13 protein-coding genes and 1 pseudogene are annotated in these 17,853 nt (G+C 67.0%); 6 read left to right on the forward strand and 8 right to left on the reverse strand.

Translation table 11 applies throughout. The features are described from left to right. Positions 1-168 precede the first annotated feature (168 nt). The 3 genes and pseudogenes from ACFWYM_RS07140 to ACFWYM_RS07150 form a co-directional block, all read right to left on the reverse strand. Complete coding sequence (locus tag ACFWYM_RS07140) at positions 169-1,710, reverse strand: alpha/beta hydrolase (RefSeq protein WP_384831226.1); 1,542 nt, start codon at positions 1,708-1,710, stop codon at positions 169-171. Positions 1,711-1,814: 104 nt separating this feature from the next. Continuing rightward, positions 1,815-2,057 carry a hypothetical protein gene (locus ACFWYM_RS07145; protein WP_384831229.1) on the reverse strand — a complete coding sequence of 81 codons (243 nt, stop codon included), beginning with the start codon at positions 2,055-2,057 and terminating at the stop codon, positions 1,815-1,817. A gap of 43 nt (positions 2,058-2,100) precedes the next feature. Further along, positions 2,101-3,104, reverse strand: a pseudogene (locus ACFWYM_RS07150) (RNA-guided endonuclease InsQ/TnpB family protein). A 496-nt stretch (positions 3,105-3,600) separates the two neighbouring features. On the opposite strand from ACFWYM_RS07150, the gene ACFWYM_RS07155 reads away from it, so the two are divergent. The 3 genes from ACFWYM_RS07155 (at position 3,601) to ACFWYM_RS07165 (ending at position 10,049) form a co-directional block, all read left to right on the forward strand. Continuing rightward, complete coding sequence (locus tag ACFWYM_RS07155) at positions 3,601-5,835, forward strand: hypothetical protein (RefSeq protein WP_384831232.1); 2,235 nt, start codon at positions 3,601-3,603, stop codon at positions 5,833-5,835. Further along, a complete protein-coding gene (locus tag ACFWYM_RS07160; protein ID WP_384831235.1) occupies positions 5,769-8,579 on the forward strand; it encodes an RHS repeat domain-containing protein in 2,811 nt (936 codons plus the stop codon). Before ACFWYM_RS07155 ends, ACFWYM_RS07160 begins: the two co-directional genes overlap by 67 nt. A gap of 453 nt (positions 8,580-9,032) precedes the next feature. Beyond that, a complete protein-coding gene (locus ACFWYM_RS07165; RefSeq protein ID WP_384831238.1) occupies positions 9,033-10,049 on the forward strand; it encodes a hypothetical protein in 1,017 nt (338 codons plus the stop codon). A gap of 99 nt (positions 10,050-10,148) precedes the next feature. On the opposite strand, the gene ACFWYM_RS07170 is transcribed toward ACFWYM_RS07165, so the two are convergent. Genes ACFWYM_RS07170 through ACFWYM_RS07180 form a run of 3 tightly spaced genes read right to left on the reverse strand, consistent with a single transcriptional unit; the run spans position 10,149 to position 11,097 of the window. Further along, complete coding sequence (locus tag ACFWYM_RS07170; RefSeq protein WP_384831241.1) at positions 10,149-10,448, reverse strand: hypothetical protein; 300 nt, start codon at positions 10,446-10,448, stop codon at positions 10,149-10,151. Continuing rightward, the gene (locus tag ACFWYM_RS07175) at positions 10,445-10,843 is read right to left on the reverse strand and encodes a hypothetical protein (RefSeq protein WP_384831243.1); all 399 of its coding nucleotides are present in this window, start codon (positions 10,841-10,843) and stop codon (positions 10,445-10,447) included. Before ACFWYM_RS07175 ends, ACFWYM_RS07170 begins: the two co-directional genes overlap by 4 nt. Next, complete coding sequence (locus ACFWYM_RS07180) at positions 10,840-11,097, reverse strand: hypothetical protein (RefSeq protein WP_384831246.1); 258 nt, start codon at positions 11,095-11,097, stop codon at positions 10,840-10,842. Before ACFWYM_RS07180 ends, ACFWYM_RS07175 begins: the two co-directional genes overlap by 4 nt. 158 nt (positions 11,098-11,255) lie before the next feature. On the opposite strand from ACFWYM_RS07180, the gene ACFWYM_RS07185 reads away from it, so the two are divergent. Next, the gene (locus tag ACFWYM_RS07185; protein WP_384831249.1) at positions 11,256-12,584 is read left to right on the forward strand and encodes an XRE family transcriptional regulator; all 1,329 of its coding nucleotides are present in this window, start codon (positions 11,256-11,258) and stop codon (positions 12,582-12,584) included. A gap of 3 nt (positions 12,585-12,587) precedes the next feature. On the opposite strand, the gene cutA is transcribed toward ACFWYM_RS07185, so the two are convergent. Continuing rightward, on the reverse strand, positions 12,588-12,920 hold the full coding sequence (cutA, locus tag ACFWYM_RS07190) for a divalent-cation tolerance protein CutA (RefSeq protein ID WP_384831252.1): 333 nt from the start codon (positions 12,918-12,920) through the stop codon (positions 12,588-12,590). Between the two features lie 823 nt (positions 12,921-13,743). Between cutA and ACFWYM_RS07195 the strand changes: the two genes are divergently transcribed. Then, positions 13,744-14,148, forward strand: coding sequence for a hypothetical protein (locus ACFWYM_RS07195; RefSeq protein ID WP_384831498.1), 405 nt, complete (start codon positions 13,744-13,746; stop codon positions 14,146-14,148). A gap of 9 nt (positions 14,149-14,157) precedes the next feature. Continuing rightward, complete coding sequence (locus tag ACFWYM_RS07200) at positions 14,158-14,841, forward strand: RNA polymerase sigma factor (protein WP_384831254.1); 684 nt, start codon at positions 14,158-14,160, stop codon at positions 14,839-14,841. Between the two features lie 188 nt (positions 14,842-15,029). Here ACFWYM_RS07200 and ppdK read toward each other — a convergent pair whose 3' ends face one another. After that, positions 15,030-17,738, reverse strand: coding sequence for a pyruvate, phosphate dikinase (gene ppdK, locus ACFWYM_RS07205; protein WP_384831257.1), 2,709 nt, complete (start codon positions 17,736-17,738; stop codon positions 15,030-15,032). Between the last annotated feature and the right edge of the window lie 115 nt (positions 17,739-17,853).

The raw sequence follows: 17,853 nt of genomic DNA on the forward strand, positions 1-17,853 counted from the left end.
CATCGGGTCCCGCGGCGACCAACACCGGGGGGGGCGGGGGGCGCTGGGGGTGGTTGGGGGCCGCCCCCCCCCCCCCCCCCCCCCCCCGGGGGGGGGGGGCCCCCCCCGCCCGGGGCCCCCCCCCCCCCGCCGCGGACAAGCGATACGGGTTACATGAGCTCCCTCACCTCACAGGACCCCGTTCCGGTCGGCCCGCCCCTGCCCCGGCACGGCATGGCACGTCACGTCCTTGCCGGGCAGGCGCCCGGTGACGAGGTACCGGGTGGCGGCGTCATTGGCACACGGGCTCTGCGGCTCGTTCTGTCCGTACAGGACCCCGTGGCCCTCGCCCTCGTCGACCGTCACCATCCGGGAGCCCTTGAGCGCGCGGTGCATGCTCTGGGCGGCCCGGAGCGGGGTCTGGGAGTCCCACTCGTTCTGTACGAGGAGCGTGCGGACGTGGTTGTCGACGGTCGCCACTTCCTCAACTGGCTTGTCCCAGAAGGCGCACGGGGTGATACCGGACGCGAAGTCGCCGTACAGCGGGTAGCGGCGTTCGTCGGCGGCCGAGTCGCGACGGTAGGTCTCCGGATCGCGGGGCCAGCTGCCGGTGTCCGAGCAGACGATGGTCCAGAGCGCGGAGACACCGTTGTCGCCGGGGCCGTCGGGCTCCTGCGGTATCGACGGGACGGGCTCGCCGGCCGCGGCCTTCTTCAGCGTGGCGACGAGCTCGGCGGCGGACTTGACGGTGAAGAACTCGGCCCGCAGCCCCTCCCGGATCTGCGCCCCGTCGAGCTTCCTGTCACCGACCACGATCGGTTCGCGGTCGGCCTGCCGGACGATGTCCCAGAAGGTCTTCGACACCGCGGCGGGGGTGGCCCCCAGGTGGTACGTGGCATCCCGCGCGGCCGTCCACTTCGACCAGCGCGCGAAGGCGGGCTCGACCTCCGGGCCCCACATCCGGAACATCTCGCGCCACATCCGCTTCGGGTCGACGGAGCTGTCCAGGACGAACCGGTCGGCGCGGTCCGGGAACAGCTGGGTGTAGACGGCGCCGAGCCCGGTCCCGTACGAGACGCCGAAGTAGGAGATCTTCCGCTCGCCGAGGGCGGCACGCATGACGTCCATGTCGCGCGCGGTGTTGTTGGTCGTGATGTGCCGCAGCGTGCCCCCCTCCTTGGCGCGGCACTTGTCGGCGACGGTCCTCGCCCAGGCGACATTGGCCCCGAAGTCCCGGAACGGGCGCGGCCACACCTTGTCCTCCGCGCTCATCCCGCAGCTGAGCGGCGTGCTCTCGCCGATGCCGCGCGGGTCGAAGCCGATGAGGTCGTAGCGCTCCTTCACCGGCTTCGGCAGGCTCTCGTCCCCTTCGAGCGGCAGATCGAGCCCGGGCCCGCCCGGCCCCCCTGGATTCATGAGCAGCACGCCGCGCCGCTTGCCCGGGTCGCTCGCCTTGATCCGGGATATCGCGACGTCGATTATCTTTCCGTCCGGATCCCCGTAGTCGAGGGGGACCTGGATGGTCGCGCACTGGAACTTGGCGGGCTGGTCCGGTGAGCAGCGCTTCCACTGCGGGGTCTGGTGGGTGTAACGGTCCAACTTGCCTGTCTGGCCTGCCGCTTGAGGCGCCGTCTGGGACGCCGCCTGGGCCGCCACGGCCGGGATCAGCGCGGCGACGGCGCTCCCCGCGATGACGGGCACGAGAAGTCGTCTGCGTAACGAGGGAGCCACGTGGGCGTCCTTCCGATCGACGGTGTGGGTCGACCGGAAGGACGCGGGGAGAGGGGGCGGTACCTCCCATACCGGGCAGAGTTATTGAGGTCCGATGGCGCACTTCAGCGGCGCACGTCGGCGCGCTCCCCCACAGGCAGTCGCCCACCACTGCACACGGCCTTCCCGTACGCCCCGTACGCCGTGGCGCGCTGCCGGTGCTCACCCCGCACGGCGAGCGCGCACCGCGCTTCCCCGCCGCCCGCCCCGAGTTGGACCCGGACCACCGGCTCCTTGCCGAGCGGAACCCGGACGGTCTTCTTCCACGGGAGCCCGACACCGGCCTCGGCGGTGGCGGTGCCCGTCACCTCGTAGTTGAATGCTCTCCTCCCCGAGGGGGAGATTCCTGGCTCAGGCTGCCGGTCGGAACAACGTTCCGTCCGGTCTTGCGCCCTCAGCACCAGCAGGGTCCAGACCCGCCCTGATCAGCATCACACGTGCGGAGTTCTTGTCCCTGGGGGACGAGGCTCCGCACGCGGTGCAGGTGTAGGTGCGTTCACCCAGCGGCAGGGCGTGCTTGGCTCTCGCTCCGCACTGCGCGCAGTCCATCGTGGTGTACGCGGGGTGCACCAAGTGCACAATCCGCCCGTGCTTGCAGGCCATGTGCACCAGGGCCTGTTTGGTGGCGCCGATGGCGGCGTCCGCGGCCTTTCTGGCCATCGTCGACTTGGCCAGGAACTTCGGACGGAAGTCCTCCACCGCCAACTCGTCATGAACAGCTACGACTTGCTTGGCCCACTTAGAGCCGGTGTCCTGCCGCTGCCTGGCCGCCTTCTTGTGCGCCTTCGCCCGCAGCCGCTTGGCTTCCCGGTAACCCTTGGATGCGGCCTGGCCCTTCTTCGGTTTACGGCGGGCCATCATCCGGTCATAACGCGAGACCTTCGCCTGCACCTTCTTCCCGTGCTCCGGGTGCGGCAGATCATGGGCGTCCGAGGTGGTGGTGGCCAGCTCGGCGACACCCCAGTCGACGCCGAGGACCCGTCCCGACCGCGGCAGTTGGACACCGGGCGCGGGCACGACGAAGCTGGCGTAGAAGTGACCGAGACTGTCCTGGTAGACACGCACCGAGGACGGCTCGGCGGGCAGCTGGCGTGACCACACCACCGTGAGCACGATCCCGCCTGCCAGATGCAGCCGCCCGTCCTTCAACCGGAACCCGCGCCGCGTGTAGTTCAGACTCAGCCGCGTCTCCCGCTTGGACTTGAACCCCGGCATCCCCGCCCGCCGTGCCACCGGCAACCGCTCCCCTTGATCGCTTTGGCGCGGGCCTTGCCGAAGTCCCGGATGATCTGCTGCTGCGGCACCGACGAACCCGCCGCCAGCCACGGCGTCACCGCCCGTGCCCCGGTCAGCATCCGGTCCAACTGCCCCGGCCCACACGTCTGTTGCCCCTGCTCCGGGTGCGCGCGGTTGTGCGCGTAGGCAGCCTTGGACCGGGCCACACTCTCATTCCAGACCCAGCGACAACGCCCCCACTCCTCCTCCAGCCCCGCCCGCGCCGGAGCCGAGACACGCAGCCGGAAGGTGTACCGCACATGCCCCTCCCCCACGCCCTGCCTGACCGCCACACGCCTCCCCCCCCCTTCCCGGCCACAGACCTGTGCGACACCCCTGGACCGCACACAGAGGGACCGTACGTACGAGCAGCACACACCCGTACCCGAAATCCCACCCCCATCACTCCAACCAGTGACCGAAGGCACGCCTGTTCGTCACCGAGGGACGACGGGTGGTGGCGGGTGGCAGCCATGGCCGCTCCGCGCCCGACCGGATACCACGGCGCTCCGCGCCACACAGACACGATGCGATTCCTCCCCGGCGTAAAAGCCGGGGCATCCTCGCAAGGATCAGGTGAAGAACCCGAAGGCCAACAAGGGTGTCCTGCTCAAGGCGCCCAAGGCGAGCACAGAGGCGAACGCCCCGGGAGTCGTCACCCCCGAACTCCGCGTCATCTCCGCCGAGCCCACCCCCTGGGACACCTACTACGCGCCCCGCACCCCCACCCGCCTGACCGCCGCCAACACCTACCCGGTGGACGTCACGGTCACGAACACCACGACCACGGCCTGGCCCGCCGGGGAGCGGGAACTGTCCTACCGGTGGGCGCACCCGGACGGCACGGACGCGACGACCACCGCCAACCAGCTCAAGACCGACATCCCGGCTCTCGCCCCCGGCGCATCCGCGACCGTCAAGGCCACCGTCAAGGCCCCGTCCGTCGACGGCAACCGCCGCGCGGGCTACACCCTCACCTGGGACGTCCACAACAAGGCGGACGACACCTGGCTCTCCCAGAAGCCCGGCATCGGCGGCCTGGCACAGCAGACCGCCGTGGAGGACCCGACCGCGGACCGCCTCGGCCTGGAGAAGCAGCACACCTACACCGGCAAGAACACCGGCGCGGGCTCCAGCCTGATGTCCAACCTCGGCTCCGGCAACGCCACTTGGTCGTACAACGCGTTCGCCAACCCGGGCCGCGGCATCAACACCTTCGCGCGCTTCACGTACAACGCGCAGGACACCTCGGACAGCCAGCTCGGCAACGGCTGGTCGGCGCAGGCGTCCGGACCGCTGCGGCTGGTCATCGACAAGAACGGCAACACACAGACGTACGTCTACGAGCTGCGCGACTCCGGCAACCGCCGCGTCAAGTTCCTCACGCAGATCAAGGACCCGTCGGCCCGTACGACGCTGACGCTCGACTACTACCGCGCGGGCGACAAGACGTACGAGTACATCGACGACCAGGGCGAGAAGGTCTCCGGGACCGACCTCTGGAACCCGAAGATCTACGACCACCTCAAGTCGGTCACGGACGTCTCGGGCCGCAAGGTCGCCCTGCACTACACGACGAAGGGCCTCCTCGCCCGCCTCACGGACGGCGCCGGCTCGGCCCAGCCCAAGGAATTCACGTTCACGTACGACGCGGCGCAGGGCACCAAGAACGCGAAGCTGACGAAGGTCACCGACCCGCGCGGCAACGGCACCGGCCTCGGCTACTCGGTGACGGCCGACACCGACTACCGCTGGTCGACGAAGACGATCACGGACCGCCTCGGCGAGACGACGGACTTCACGTACAAGAAGCGCACTGAGGGCGGCGGCGACGAGACGAAGGTCACGGACGCCGAGAAGAACACGTCGACGTACGAGACGGACGACAACGACCGTCCAGTGAAGGTGACGAACGCCAAGTCGCAGTACACGAAGCTGACATGGGACGCCGACAACAACGTCACGCTCCTGGAGGAGAACAACGGGGCGAAGACGGCGTACTGCTACGACCCGGAGACGGGCTACCCGCTGTGGGAGCGCTCGGCGGAGGAGAACAAGGCGGGCGTACCGAGCGCGGCCGACTGCGCACCGGGAACACCCGGCAAGTCCCCTCCCCACGCCACCCGTTACGAGTACAAGCCCCGCCCCGACGGCTACTCCACCGACCTGGTCAAGAAGACCTCGGCGGAGAACCGCACCTGGGAATTCGGCTACGACACCAAGGGCAACCTGAAGACGGTCACGGACCCGAAGGGCGTCGCCTCGCCGGAGTCCGGCGACTACACCACCTCGTACGACTACGACGCCTACGGCCAGCTCACCAAGGCGACGGACGCCAACGGCAATCCGACCCTGTACTCGGACTTCGTGGCGTCGGGCTACCCGCGCACGACGACGAACGCCCTGAGCGAGACGTCGAAGACGACGTACGACGAACTGGGCCAGGTCACCGAGGTCCTCGACCCCCTGAACAAGAAGACGACACAGACGTACGACGCGTTCGGCCGCCCCCTGGTGTCGAAGGTCCCGAAGGACCAGTCAGCGGGCGTCTACATCACGACTCCGGCCCCCGAGTACGACGCCAACGACAACGTCACGGTGTCGACGGCACCGAACGGCGCGGTGTCGAAGGCGACGTACGACAAGGCGGACCAGGTCACGGAGGCAACAGCCCCCAAGGACACGGCGACATCGGCCGAGCGGAAGTCGGTCTACACGTACGTACGACCACGGAGCCGAAGGGCGTGGCGACGCCCTCCGACCCGGACGACTACGTCACGACGAACACCTACGACGAGATCTACCAGCTGACATCGGTCACCAACGCCGCCAAGGACAAGGTCAGTTACGTCTACGACGGCGTTGGCAACCCGGTCCGCGTCATAGACCCGAAGAAGAACGAATCGACCGACCCCGACGACTACACGACCAAGACCGACTACGACATGAACCACCGTGTGGTGGCGGTCGCGGACGCGACGGGCCGCACGGTCAAGCAGTCCTACGACAAGGACTCTCTGGTCGTCTCCACGACGGACCAGGAGGAGAACACCACCAAGAACCACTACGACGAGCGCGGCAAGCTCGCGGTGGTGGAGGTGCCGCACGAGGGCACGAAGCTCCGCACCACCAAGTTCGGCTACGACGAGGTCGGCAACCGGATCAAGGTGTTCACGCCGCGTTCGGTGGCGGCGGACCGTCCCGACGCGTTCGTGGCGGAGACGACGTACGACGCCCTGAACCGCCCGGACCTGCAGATCCAGCCGTACGACCCGAAGGACGCCCGCTACAACAAGAAGGTCTGGACAAAGACGACGTACGACGCGGCGGGCCGCACCAAGACGGTGTCGGCACCCCCGTCGGAGGGCGAACAGACCCGCAACGACACGACCTACGACTACTTCGACAACGGCATGGTGAAGTCGTCGAAGGACGCGTGGAACATCACGACGACGTACGACTACACGGACCTGGGCCAGCAGAAGGCGCGCCAGCTCACCTCGGCGGCGGGTTCGTCGAGCCGGACGATGCGCTGGGACTACTTCCCGGACGGCAAGCTCAAGTCCCTTGATGACGACGGCATTCCGGTGGGCCGCAGCGAGGTCCTCGGGGACAAGTCCCAGCAGCGTGCGGACGGCTCCTGGAAGCTCCCGATCCCCAAGTCCGGCTCGTACACGGCGTACGCGGACTATCCGAAGGACGGCAAGGGCTGGGTCAAGCTCGACAAGGACACCTACAAGCGCGACGAGACGACCACGCTCAAGGCACCGGCTCCCGCCGAGAAGGTGAAGCTGGTCCGCGACAACTCCGCGGACGCGGACACCGAGCGCAAGAAGTTCGCGTACGCCTATGACGTCAACGGCAACCTGACGTCGATCGACGACAAGTCGACGGGCACGAAGGTCGACGCGTACACGATCTCGTACACGGGCCTGAACCAGGTGGAGAAGGTCGTGGAGGCCCTGGCGGGCCAGGAGCGGAAATCCACCTCCTACACCTACGACGCGAACGGCCAGCCGGAGACGCTGACGCACCCCGACCAGTTCTCCAAGTACACGTACGACCTGCGTGAGTTGGTGAAGACGGTCTCGATCGGCAAGTCGTCGTCGGACGCCTCACCGAAGGTGACGTCGTACGACTACACCTGGCGCGGCGAGAAGAAGACCGAGACCAAGGCCAACAAGAACACGGTCGACTACGCCTACTACCTGGACGGCGCGCTCAAGTCCCAGTCGGAGAAGAAGCCGAACGGCACGACGCTCGTCTCCTCGCACTCCTACGCGTACGACGCCAACGGCAACAAGGCGCAGGACGTGGCGAAGAAGATGAACGCCGACGACACGTCCAAGTACCTGTCCTCGACGACGGATTACGCGTACGACCCGGTGGACCGCCTGTCGAAGTCGACGCGGACGGGCGACGGTGCGGGCACGGAAACCTACGTGCACGACGACAACGCGAACGTCATCTCGCAGACGGTCAAGGGCAAGTCGACGACGTACGGCTACGACCGCAACCGCCTCCTGAAGGCGACGTCGGGCGGCGCGACGGCCACGTACACCTACGACCCGTTCGGCCGCCAGGAGTCGGTGACGTCCGGCGGCAAGGTCATCGAGCGCAACACGTACGACGGCTTCGACCGCGTGAAGCAGCACGACAAGGCGGATTCATCCGGCGCCATGAAGGCGACGAGGTACGCCTACGACCCCCTGGACCGCACGCAGTCACGGACGGACTCGGCCGGCAAGACGACGGACTACACCTACCTGGGTATGTCGGGCGAGGTCCTGGGCGAGGAGGTCGCGGGCAAGCTGACGAAGTCGTACCAGTACAGCCCCTGGGGCGAGCGCCTGTCGCAGATCAAACAGGCCGCGGACGGCAAGGCCGAGGACACGTACTACGGCTACAACAGCCACACCGACGTCGAGACGCTCACGGACAAGGACGGCAACGCAAAGGCCACGTATGGGTATTCGGCGTACGGCTCGAACGACGCCGCCGACTTCACGGGCATCGACAAGCCGACCGCGACGGACCCGACGAAGGAGTCGTACAACCCGTACCGCTTCAACTCGAAGCGGTGGGACGCGGCTTCGGGGACGTATGACATGGGGTTCCGGGATTACAGCCCGGGGCTCAATCGGTTCTTGACGCGGGATATGTACAACGGGGCTCTTGCGGACATGGAGCTGGGTGCCGACCCTCTGACAGGAAACCGGTACGCCTTCAGCGGAGGCAATCCCACCACTCTCATTGAGGTCGACGGCCATATCCCGGACGGCTGCCTCCAGCCGGGGGTCAGCTGCTCGAAGAACGATGACGGCGGATACCAGGTCACTCAGCGGAAAGGGCGCCTCGGAAAGGACATAGCCGCAGACCGAATACGTCACGACACCGCAGTGGCCGCCACGGCCACGTACTTGCGGGCCACATTGGCTCCAAACCCTGATGTCCAGGTCCTCACCGAGTACAAGATTCCTGGCGCTGGACCGAAGAAGGGCACCAACGGGTACGCCGACATCGTGGTGATCTTCGACGATGACATCTACGTCTAGGAAATGAAGTCGGTAAAGAAGGCGGAGGAGGACGGACCAAAGCAACTGGATCGATACATAAACGCCTTGCGCAAGACCGAGCGAAAGAATCCGTTCGAACGAACTGTACAGCGCGGTTGGGAGCTACCACAGGTAGCCACACCAGATCCACTGGATACCAAGCAGCAAGTTGTATCCGAATCAACCCGGTCCAGAGCTGGATCTCCTCGTACAGGTAGCAAGTATGAGGGAGTTGTCGGGTGGTGGACGCGAAAAATACCTCAGCGAAGTAAGCCGCCGAGAGGATATGAACCCGTCACTCTCCCGCTTCCGCTCACAGTTGAGGCTTGGAAACCCAGTCCTGCGCAAAGAAAGAGCATTGCCTGGGGCGCTATTGGCGCTGGGGCACTCTACATGCTCGGGAGGCTAGCCACGGATCCGTTCGACATGCGAGGATAGAGAGCCTGATTGTGGGTGCTGGCCACTCTGGCCAGCACCCACAGCGGAACTACCTCCGTCCGTTCCACCAATCTGAGGGTTGCGGTGAATTCAAGTTACTCGGGAAAGTCGGACCTGAGCCATGGCCTCGTACTCGAACTTACCGTTCATTCCCAGGACTTCGGTCAGCTTTGTGAGACTGCGTATCGATGGCTTACTCAAGGCGCGCAGGTCGCATCTGTCCAGCAGGAACTCGACCAGCTCACACACGATCGTCCCGTATCTAAAGTCGGGTTCGACAGCGTCTCCGATGTGGCATCCCGTCGAGAGGCAGGCGACCTTTGGGGGTACCTCTCCGTCGCGCCCGTAGAGAGCTTGAACGTTCTGTATAACCCATTCACATCGAGGGCTTTGGAGTGGCTGAGGGAGTCACTAACCAAGCGTCCGGAGTCCGCAGGCATGGATGTGGGCAGATACTCTGACAGTGGCGAGATCAGCGATTCCTTGATCAGGCTCGCTGTCACTTTCGATGAGGACCTTCCCGAGTATGTGATGCTGTCGTACTTCGTCGACGAGGTGAAGCTCGTCGATTCGAGCACGGCGGCCATTGAACACGAGCGACTGCTAGGTGTCATGGAGTGGGCCTGCAGGGAATTCAATGTCGTGTTCGGGCACACCTCGTACGACCGCCCTGACAGATCCACCGAACATGAACGATTCCTGCGCGGCCCGGCCCCATGGAGGAATACGCCGAACTGGGCTTCCATGCTGCGAGGTTACTCATGGCTTACGGTTGCGTCGGCCGATGTGGTCAGAGCCTTGGGCGGAAGCGGCTCCCTGCGGAACTCTGGGGCGTTCGTCGAGGTGGCGGAGCTCCCTTGCGGCTCCTACTTCCTGCAAGCCACCCCAACGTACGCGGAGTATCACGACGAGCGCGTTCTGAGCGTATACCAAGCTCTTCAACCAGCCCTGGTGGAAGGCGAGTTCAGGAGACCTTCAGCAGCGCCAGGCCAGCCGCCCACGCACATGATTATCTTCGATGAGGATCGATAGAAGGGGAGACGGAGGGGCAGGGTTCCCGAGGCCCTGCACTGGGGGCAGCGCCTGCACACAAGGCGCCGTCCCTTCGTGGCGAGCGGAGGCCGCAGGGCCTTACTGGCAACAGCCGTCCCATCCCGCCTCGTCCTGCGTCGGCGGGATGCCGATCACCGCCGGATCGGTCATTGAGGCGTTGAAGTACTGGAACGCCGACAACTCGTAGCCGCTGTGGCGGGTCAGTCCCGCGTGCCTGAGGCACCACACCTGCGCGACGTCGGCGTCAGCCGTGTCCGCCGATCGTTCCCCGCACGTAAGGCACTTGCCGAAGTGGCGCACTGCCATCGTCGGCATGGCCGAGAGCCGCCATTCGGCGAACCGGTACCGAGCGCGCGCCGTCCCCTTGCCAACGCTCATCCGAACGCCTCGGCCGGAAGCTGCGGCCCGTCGCCGTCTCCATCCAGGTAGTCGTCCGCGTCAGCGTCAGGCCCGTCGTCGGTGCCGTCCAGGTCGGCGTCCGGCCGAGGCAGACGGGCGCCCCGACTCTCCGCGACCCGCAGCACATCCCTCAGCGCTTCAGTCAACCGGGCGGCCAGGAAGTGGAGTTCACCGGCCCCGGTCTTCGGGTTGTCCAACAGATCGGCCGCGTGGCCGAGGAGATCAGCGCCCATGCCGAGCTGGACGCTCTCCACGTTGTCCGCGAGGCGGGACACGTAGCCGGTGCCATCGGTGGACAGGAAGCACGATTTGCCGTCCGCCGTCTGCCACGGCAACAGTCGCGCCGTCCTGCTCTGGGCAGGTCCACTGGTCATGCGCCCACCTCCACGGCATGAGTCCAGCGCGGCCCGGCATCGATCCCGTACATGGCGAGCACGAGCACGCGCCGCCGCTCCCGCTGTCGCCCCGCCTCCTGGCGCCGAGTCACCTGATCGGACGGCGGCACGGACGGGGCTCTCTCGGTGCTCTGGTGACGCACAGAGGCGGGGATGAGGAACCGCCACAGCGGCTCAAGGATGCGGGCGATACAGTGCGGCATGTCGTCAACTCCCATGTAGTTGGTGGCCACGCCCCCGGACCGGTCGCACGGTTGCGGGGGTCTGATCGATCCAACTGTCGGCGCCAATAGCGCCGTTGACTTCCCACCCACGGGTATCCCCACCATGGGTAGGCTGAGATTCAGACCAGTGCGAAACACTGTCACCAGCAGGCGCGACGGGGCACTTCATGACCGGTTATGTACCGCCGACCGCGCTGCCGCGCGGACTCTTGGATCACGCGGAGATGAGGGCCGCGCTCGCGGCTCACGACTTCGGCACGGTATTCCGTCTCGCGCGCAGTGAGGCAGGGATCAGTTACTCGAAGATCGCGGCCGAGTGCGACATCAAGCCGGAACGCATCGGGGCGCTGGCACGCGGTATCGGCAGCGTGACGACGTTCGAGAAGGTCACGCGGATCGCTGATGCGCTGCGCATCCCCGGGGGGTTGCTCGGTCTCGCTCCCCGTGAGTGGGAGGTATCAGCTCGCCGCGCACTCCCCGCGCCTGCAGACGCCACCGCCACAGACCGAGAGGGAGACGAAGTGCGGCGCAGGGGGTTCTTCAAGACATCGGCAGGGGCTGGGCTCGCCGTCGCGTTACCCGACCTGACACGCCCTCACACAGGGCGCCGGATCGGCAGCGAAGTCCCTGGACAACTACGCGAACGTACAGCCAGACTGCGGCGCCTTGATGATGTGCTCGGAGGAGGCGACACGTACCGCGTCTACGTCGGCGAGTACCAGGCCACGAAGTCACTGATGCACGACTCCGCGTACAGCGAGGAAACGGGCCGAGCGCTGTTCTCCGTCCTCGCTGAACAAGCGCAGCAAGCCGGTTGGGCTGCCTTCGACTGCGGCAAGCACGCCACCGCACGCGGTCTGTACGAGGCCAGCCACGAGGCAGCGACGGAGGCGAGGGACAGGGCACTCGCGGGCAACGCGCTCGCGTTCCTGTCCTACCAGAGGGTCAACGGCGACCGACGGGCCGGCATCGAGACCGCCACCCGCTCGTGCGCCACGGCGGGCCCAGACGCGCCACCAGGTGTGCGAGCGCTTCTGCATGAGCGGCTCGCATGGGCATACGCCGTCGCCGGACTCGCGACCGAGACGGAACGTGCGCTCGATTCCGCCGCGTCCGCTCTCGCCGAGGTTGACGACACTCCCCAGCCGGACTGGGCGGCATGGGTCGACCACAACGAGTTGCAGATTATGAGCGGTCGATGCTGGACCGAGTTGCGGCGCCCGTTGCGCGCCGTCCCGGTTCTGGAGTCGGCTCTCGCCGCGTACGACGACACCCACGCGCGCGACAAGAGCCTCTACCTGTCATGGCTGGCCGACTCCTACCTGACAGCCGGAGAAGTCGAACAGTCCGCGCAGGTTGCCGGCCGGGCGCTGGACTTCTGCGCCGGAGTGGCTTCCGTACGTCCGCGGGAACGGCTCGCTCCCGTCGTGCAGCGACTCGCCAAGCATCGGGACGTGCCTGTCGTCGCTGAGACCCTGGAGAAGGCGCGCCCCTGAGAGCTACTCGCCGGGCAGTGGTTGGGCGGTCGCGGCCACCCAACGAAGATAGGCATCCGACCCGGCCACAATGGGAACGGCCGCTACCTCAGGGTTCTTCCACGGGTGGTGTTCCAGAAGGTGCGCCTCTAGTGCGGCGTAGCCATCGGCCCGGCTCTTGAAGAGGAGTTGCCACTCCTCGCCAGTGCCGAACTCGCCCTCATGCCAGAAGGCGGAGCACACAGGTCCGACGATCTGCGCCCCGGCCGCAAGGCGCCCGGTCACCACGGACCGGGCCAGCTCTACGGCTTGCTCGCGTGTCTCCGTTGCCGTGGATACCTGAAGGAAGTCGGCCATACGGGCGAGCCTAGCTGTCTCCCACGGCCTTTGCTGTGCCTCCTGTGTCTTCGGACCGCAGCGAGGCCCGGCCCACGGCGCCTTCTTCGAGCTGCTCGCCATGCTCGGCGCAAGGTCCCCGTGGCGCTGCCTTGTGTTTGAAGGGCTCCGGCGTCCCCCACCTGGAGCCCCCTCGAAGAGACAGAATCAGACATCTAGACCTTTCGCCATCAAGGGCAAATGTCCGTCATTGGAACCCTGTTGACGCAGCTTCGAATTCCCGCGTACAACTCCCCCGCTCCTTTCCGATGGGACGGAAATACTCAAGAAGCCTTCGAAAGAGAGGGGTTGATTGTTCGGCATGTCACAGCTGCTCGTGGGAGACAGAGTCGGCCATTACACCGAAGGGGAGAACGTGGGCACCGTCGTCGCCGTCGGGCGCCCCTGGTGGGCATTCTTCGCCCCCGTCTACTGGGTGGACTGGGGCCGAGAAGCCCTGCCTGTGCCGCACACACACGGCCTGTGGCTCGCGCCCGGCCCTGGGCCGAGTGCCGTACCCGAGAGTCCGGCCGAACGCGCTGACACACAACAGACACCAAAGGTTGTGCAGGCGGCCGAAATTGAATGCGTGACAAGGGACATACGCGGGACCCGCAACAGCTGAGCTGGGGATTCCGCCTGTTGAGTGTGGGGCGCATGGGGCGCTCCGTTTATCGTTCACGTCCGCGCGCCGACATCACGCGGGCGGAAGAAGCAGCAAGAGTCAGGGGTGGGGAACAACATGAACGGGGACGGCAGACCTGAGCTGAGAGCCGGAGTGACGGACGAGTTCAGGGCCGCGTCGATGCGGCAGTACACCAAGGGGTTTGTCGCGGAGGTGACTTCGCGCAATCGACTCCCCCTCGACTACTCCGTGCAGAGCCTGCGCGTCGTCGACTTCGTCGTGGAGGGGCTGCGCAAAGGCGGCAAGAATCGGCAAGACGTCGACCCCGCTCTGAGCGGGCTCGGCGCGTACGTCGGTGAAGTTCTCGTACGCCGGGCCGGTGCCGTATGGGTCGACTTCGACGGCGAACAGTGCGCGTACTTCGGGCAGCCCGTAGGGGTGCGGATGCCCGACGGGCGGGTGTGGAACCCCCTCGGCAAGGTCGTGAACCTCTTTGAGAGAGGCGCGGACGAGGGCGAGGAGTCGCTGCAGACCTTCTACCTCACTCTCCCGGGGAGAGCCCGCCGGAGCGTGGAGGCCGTCTGAGGCGGACGCGTGAAGCGGAGCACGGGCAGAGACACAGACAACACAACAGACCGCGGGGAGTTGGCGCGTGCCGTCGCACGGGCCAAGGAGGGTGACGAGGAAGCGTTCACCGCCGTCTACCGGCTGGTGCACCCCGGGCTGCTCTCTTACGTCCGCGGACTCGTCGGCGGCGACGAAGCGGAGGACGTCACCTCCGAAGCCTGGCTGCACATCGTGCGCGACCTGACTCACTTCCACGGCGACGGAGCCGGCTTCCGGGCCTGGACCGCCACCGTGGCCCGCAACCGCGCCCTCGATCACCTGCGGCGGATACGGAGCCGACCACGTCCCGCCGTGCTCGACGAGGACACCCTGGAACTGCACGCGGCACGAGACCCGGCCCGGGACACGGAGAGCGAAGCCCTCGAATCCCTCGCGACCCGCCGGACGCTCGCCCTCATCGGCGAACTCCCCAAAGACCAGCGCGAGGCCGTCCTCCTCCGCGTCGTCGTCGGCCTCGACGGACCCGCCGCCGCCCGCGCCCTCGGCAAACGCCCCGGCGCCGTACGCAGCGCCGCCCATCGCGGACTGCGACGCCTCGCCCGGATGTTGGGGATCCACAGAACGATCCACAGAACAGCGGGAGGGCCGGACAACAGAACGTCCCGAACCTCCCGACCCCGACCCCTGTGCGGAGAGCAGGCGAGGTGTTGAGCGTGCGCCACCTGGAGCGGAAACGACGAAGAGGCAGCTCCTCCGCACAAGGAGCTGCCCCTTCGTCGTGTGCCGGGACCGGCGTCGCATCGGTTCTGAGGGTCGGGTGACACGACGCCGGTCCCGGGGGTTCCGGAGGTTCGTGGCACTCCGGAGTCTGTGGCCGCGATCAGCGGCCGTCCATGGCGTCAGCGGCTGTCCGAGCCGCTCCCCTGCGCCGCCGCCCGCCCCGCCTCAAGGCGGGCCACCGGAATGCGGAACGGGGAGCAGGAGACGTAGTCCAGGCCCACCTCGTGGAAGAAGTGGACGGACTCGGGGTCGCCGCCGTGCTCGCCGCAGACGCCGAGCTTCAGGTCGGGGCGGGTGGCCCGGCCGGCCGTGACCGCGTCGCGGACCAGCTTGCCGACGCCGTCCTTGTCGATCGTCTCGAACGGGGAGACGCCGAAGATGCCCTTCTCCAGGTACGCCGTGAAGAACGAAGCCTCCACGTCGTCCCGCGAGAAGCCCCAGACCGTCTGCGTCAGGTCGTTCGTGCCGAAGGAGAAGAACTCCGCGGCCTCCGCGATCTGGTCGGCCGTCAGGGCCGCGCGCGGGAGTTCGATCATCGTGCCGAGGGCGAGCTTCAGGTCCACGCCCGTCGTCGCGACGACCTCCGCGATGACCTGCTCGGCCTCCTCGCGGACGATCTCCAGCTCCTGGACCGTGCCGACGAGCGGAATCATGATCTCCGCGCGCGGGTCGCCCTTGGCGTTCTTGCGTTCAGCCGCGGCCTCGGCGATGGCGCGCACCTGCATGGTGAAGAGACCCGGGATGACCAATCCCAACCGCACGCCCCGCAGCCCCAGCATCGGGTTCTGCTCGTGCAGGCGGTGCACCGCCTGGAGCAGGCGCAGGTCGTTCTCGTTGGCGTCCTTGCGGGACTCGGCGAGTGCGACGCGAACCGAGAGTTCCGTGATGTCGGGGAGGAACTCGTGCAGCGGGGGGTCGAGGAGGCGGACCGTGACCGGGAGGCCGTCCATCGCCTCGAAGAGTTCCACGAAGTCCTGCTTCTGGAGGGGCAGGAGTTCCTTCAGGGCGTCCTCGCGCTCGTCCTCCGCGTCCGCGAGGATCAGGCGCTCCACCATCTCGCGGCGCTCGCCGAGGAACATGTGCTCGGTGCGGCACAGGCCGATGCCCTGGGCGCCGAAGCGGCGGGCGCGCAGGGCGTCCTCGGCGTTGTCGGCGTTGGCGCGTACGCGCAGGCGGCGTACTCGGTCCGCGTACGCCATGATCCGGTGCACGGCGGCGACCAGCTCGTCGGCGTCGTCGGCGCCCGCGTGCATCCGGCCCTCGAAGTACTCGACCACCGGGGAGGGGACCACCGGGACTTCGCCCTTGTAGACCTTGCCCGTCGAGCCGTCGATGGAGACGACGTCGCCCTCCTCGATGACCAGGCCGCCCACCGTCAGCCGGCGGCGCTTGGTGTCGACCTCGAGGTCCTCGGCGCCGCACACGCACGTCTTGCCCATGCCGCGTGCGACGACGGCGGCGTGCGAGGTCTTGCCGCCGCGGGAGGTGAGGATGCCTTCCGCCGCGATCATGCCGTCGAGGTCGTCGGGGTTGGTCTCGCGGCGGATCAGGATGACCTTCTCGCCGCTGCGCGACCACTTGATGGCCGTGTACGAGTCGAAGACCGCCTTGCCCACGGCCGCGCCCGGGGACGCCGCGATGCCACGGCCGATCTGCTCGACCTTCGCGTCCTCGTCGAAGCGCGGGAACATCAGCTGCGCGAGCTGCGCGCCGTTCACCCGGCGCAGCGCCTCCGCCTCGTCGATGAGGCCCTGGTCCACGAGCTGGGTCGCGATGCGGAAGGCGGCACCGGCGGTGCGCTTGCCGACGCGCGTCTGCAGCATCCACAACTGGCCGCGCTCGATGGTGAATTCGATGTCGCAGAGGTCCTTGTAGTGGGTCTCCAAGGTCTCCATGATCTGCATGAGCTGGTCGTACGACTTCTTGTCGATCTGCTCCAGCTCGGCGAGCGGGACGGTGTTGCGGATGCCCGCCACCACGTCCTCGCCCTGCGCGTTCTGCAGGTAGTCGCCGTAGACGCCCTGGTGGCCGGAGGCGGGGTCGCGGGTGAAGGCGACGCCGGTGCCGGAGTCGGGGCCGAGGTTGCCGAAGACCATCGAGCAGACGTTGACCGCGGTGCCGAGGTCGTGCGGGATGCGCTCCTGGCGGCGGTAGAGCTTGGCGCGGTCGCCGTTCCACGAGTGGAAGACCGCCTTGATGGCGAGGTCCATCTGCTCGCGCGGGTCCTGCGGGAAGTCCCGCCCGGCCTCCGTCTTGACGATCTTCTTGAACTTCGTGACGAGCTTCTTGAGGTCGGCGGCCTCCAGGTCGGTGTCGACCGAGACCTTCTTCGCCTCCTTGGCCTTCTCCAGCGCGTCCTCGAAGAGCTCGCCGTCGACGTCGAGGACGGTCTTGCCGAACATCTGGATGAGACGGCGGTACGAGTCCCAGGCGAAGCGCTCGTCGCCCGCCTGGTCCGCGAGGCCCTTCACGGACTTGTCGGAGAGCCCGATGTTCAGAACCGTGTCCATCATGCCGGGCATGGAGAACTTGGCGCCCGAACGGACCGACACCAGAAGGGGGTTGTCGGCCTGGCCGAGCTTCTTCCCCATCTTCTGCTCGAGGGCGTCGAGATGCGCGCTCACCTCGTCACGGAGTGCCGCGGGCTCCTCACCGCTGTCGAGGTACGTCTTGCACGCCTCGGTGGTGATGGTGAAGCCCGGAGGCACGGGGAGACCCAGGTTGGTCATCTCGGCGAGGTTCGCACCCTTTCCGCCGAGCAGGTCCTTGAGGTCCTTGTTGCCCTCGGTGAAGTCGTAAACGAACTTCAGCTCTTTGTTTTCCGACACGGGTCTCGACTCCTCGAGGACTCGGTGGCTGCCCTGACGGCGAGGAACATACCCAGATCCAAGGCTTCTGGGTACGTCGACTTGGGCGTCATGCGGCCGTAACCACTCGTCCGCC

It is taken from the genome of Streptomyces sp. NPDC059009 (genome assembly GCF_042740175.1).
In the GTDB taxonomy this organism is placed as follows: domain Bacteria; phylum Actinomycetota; class Actinomycetes; order Streptomycetales; family Streptomycetaceae; genus Streptomyces.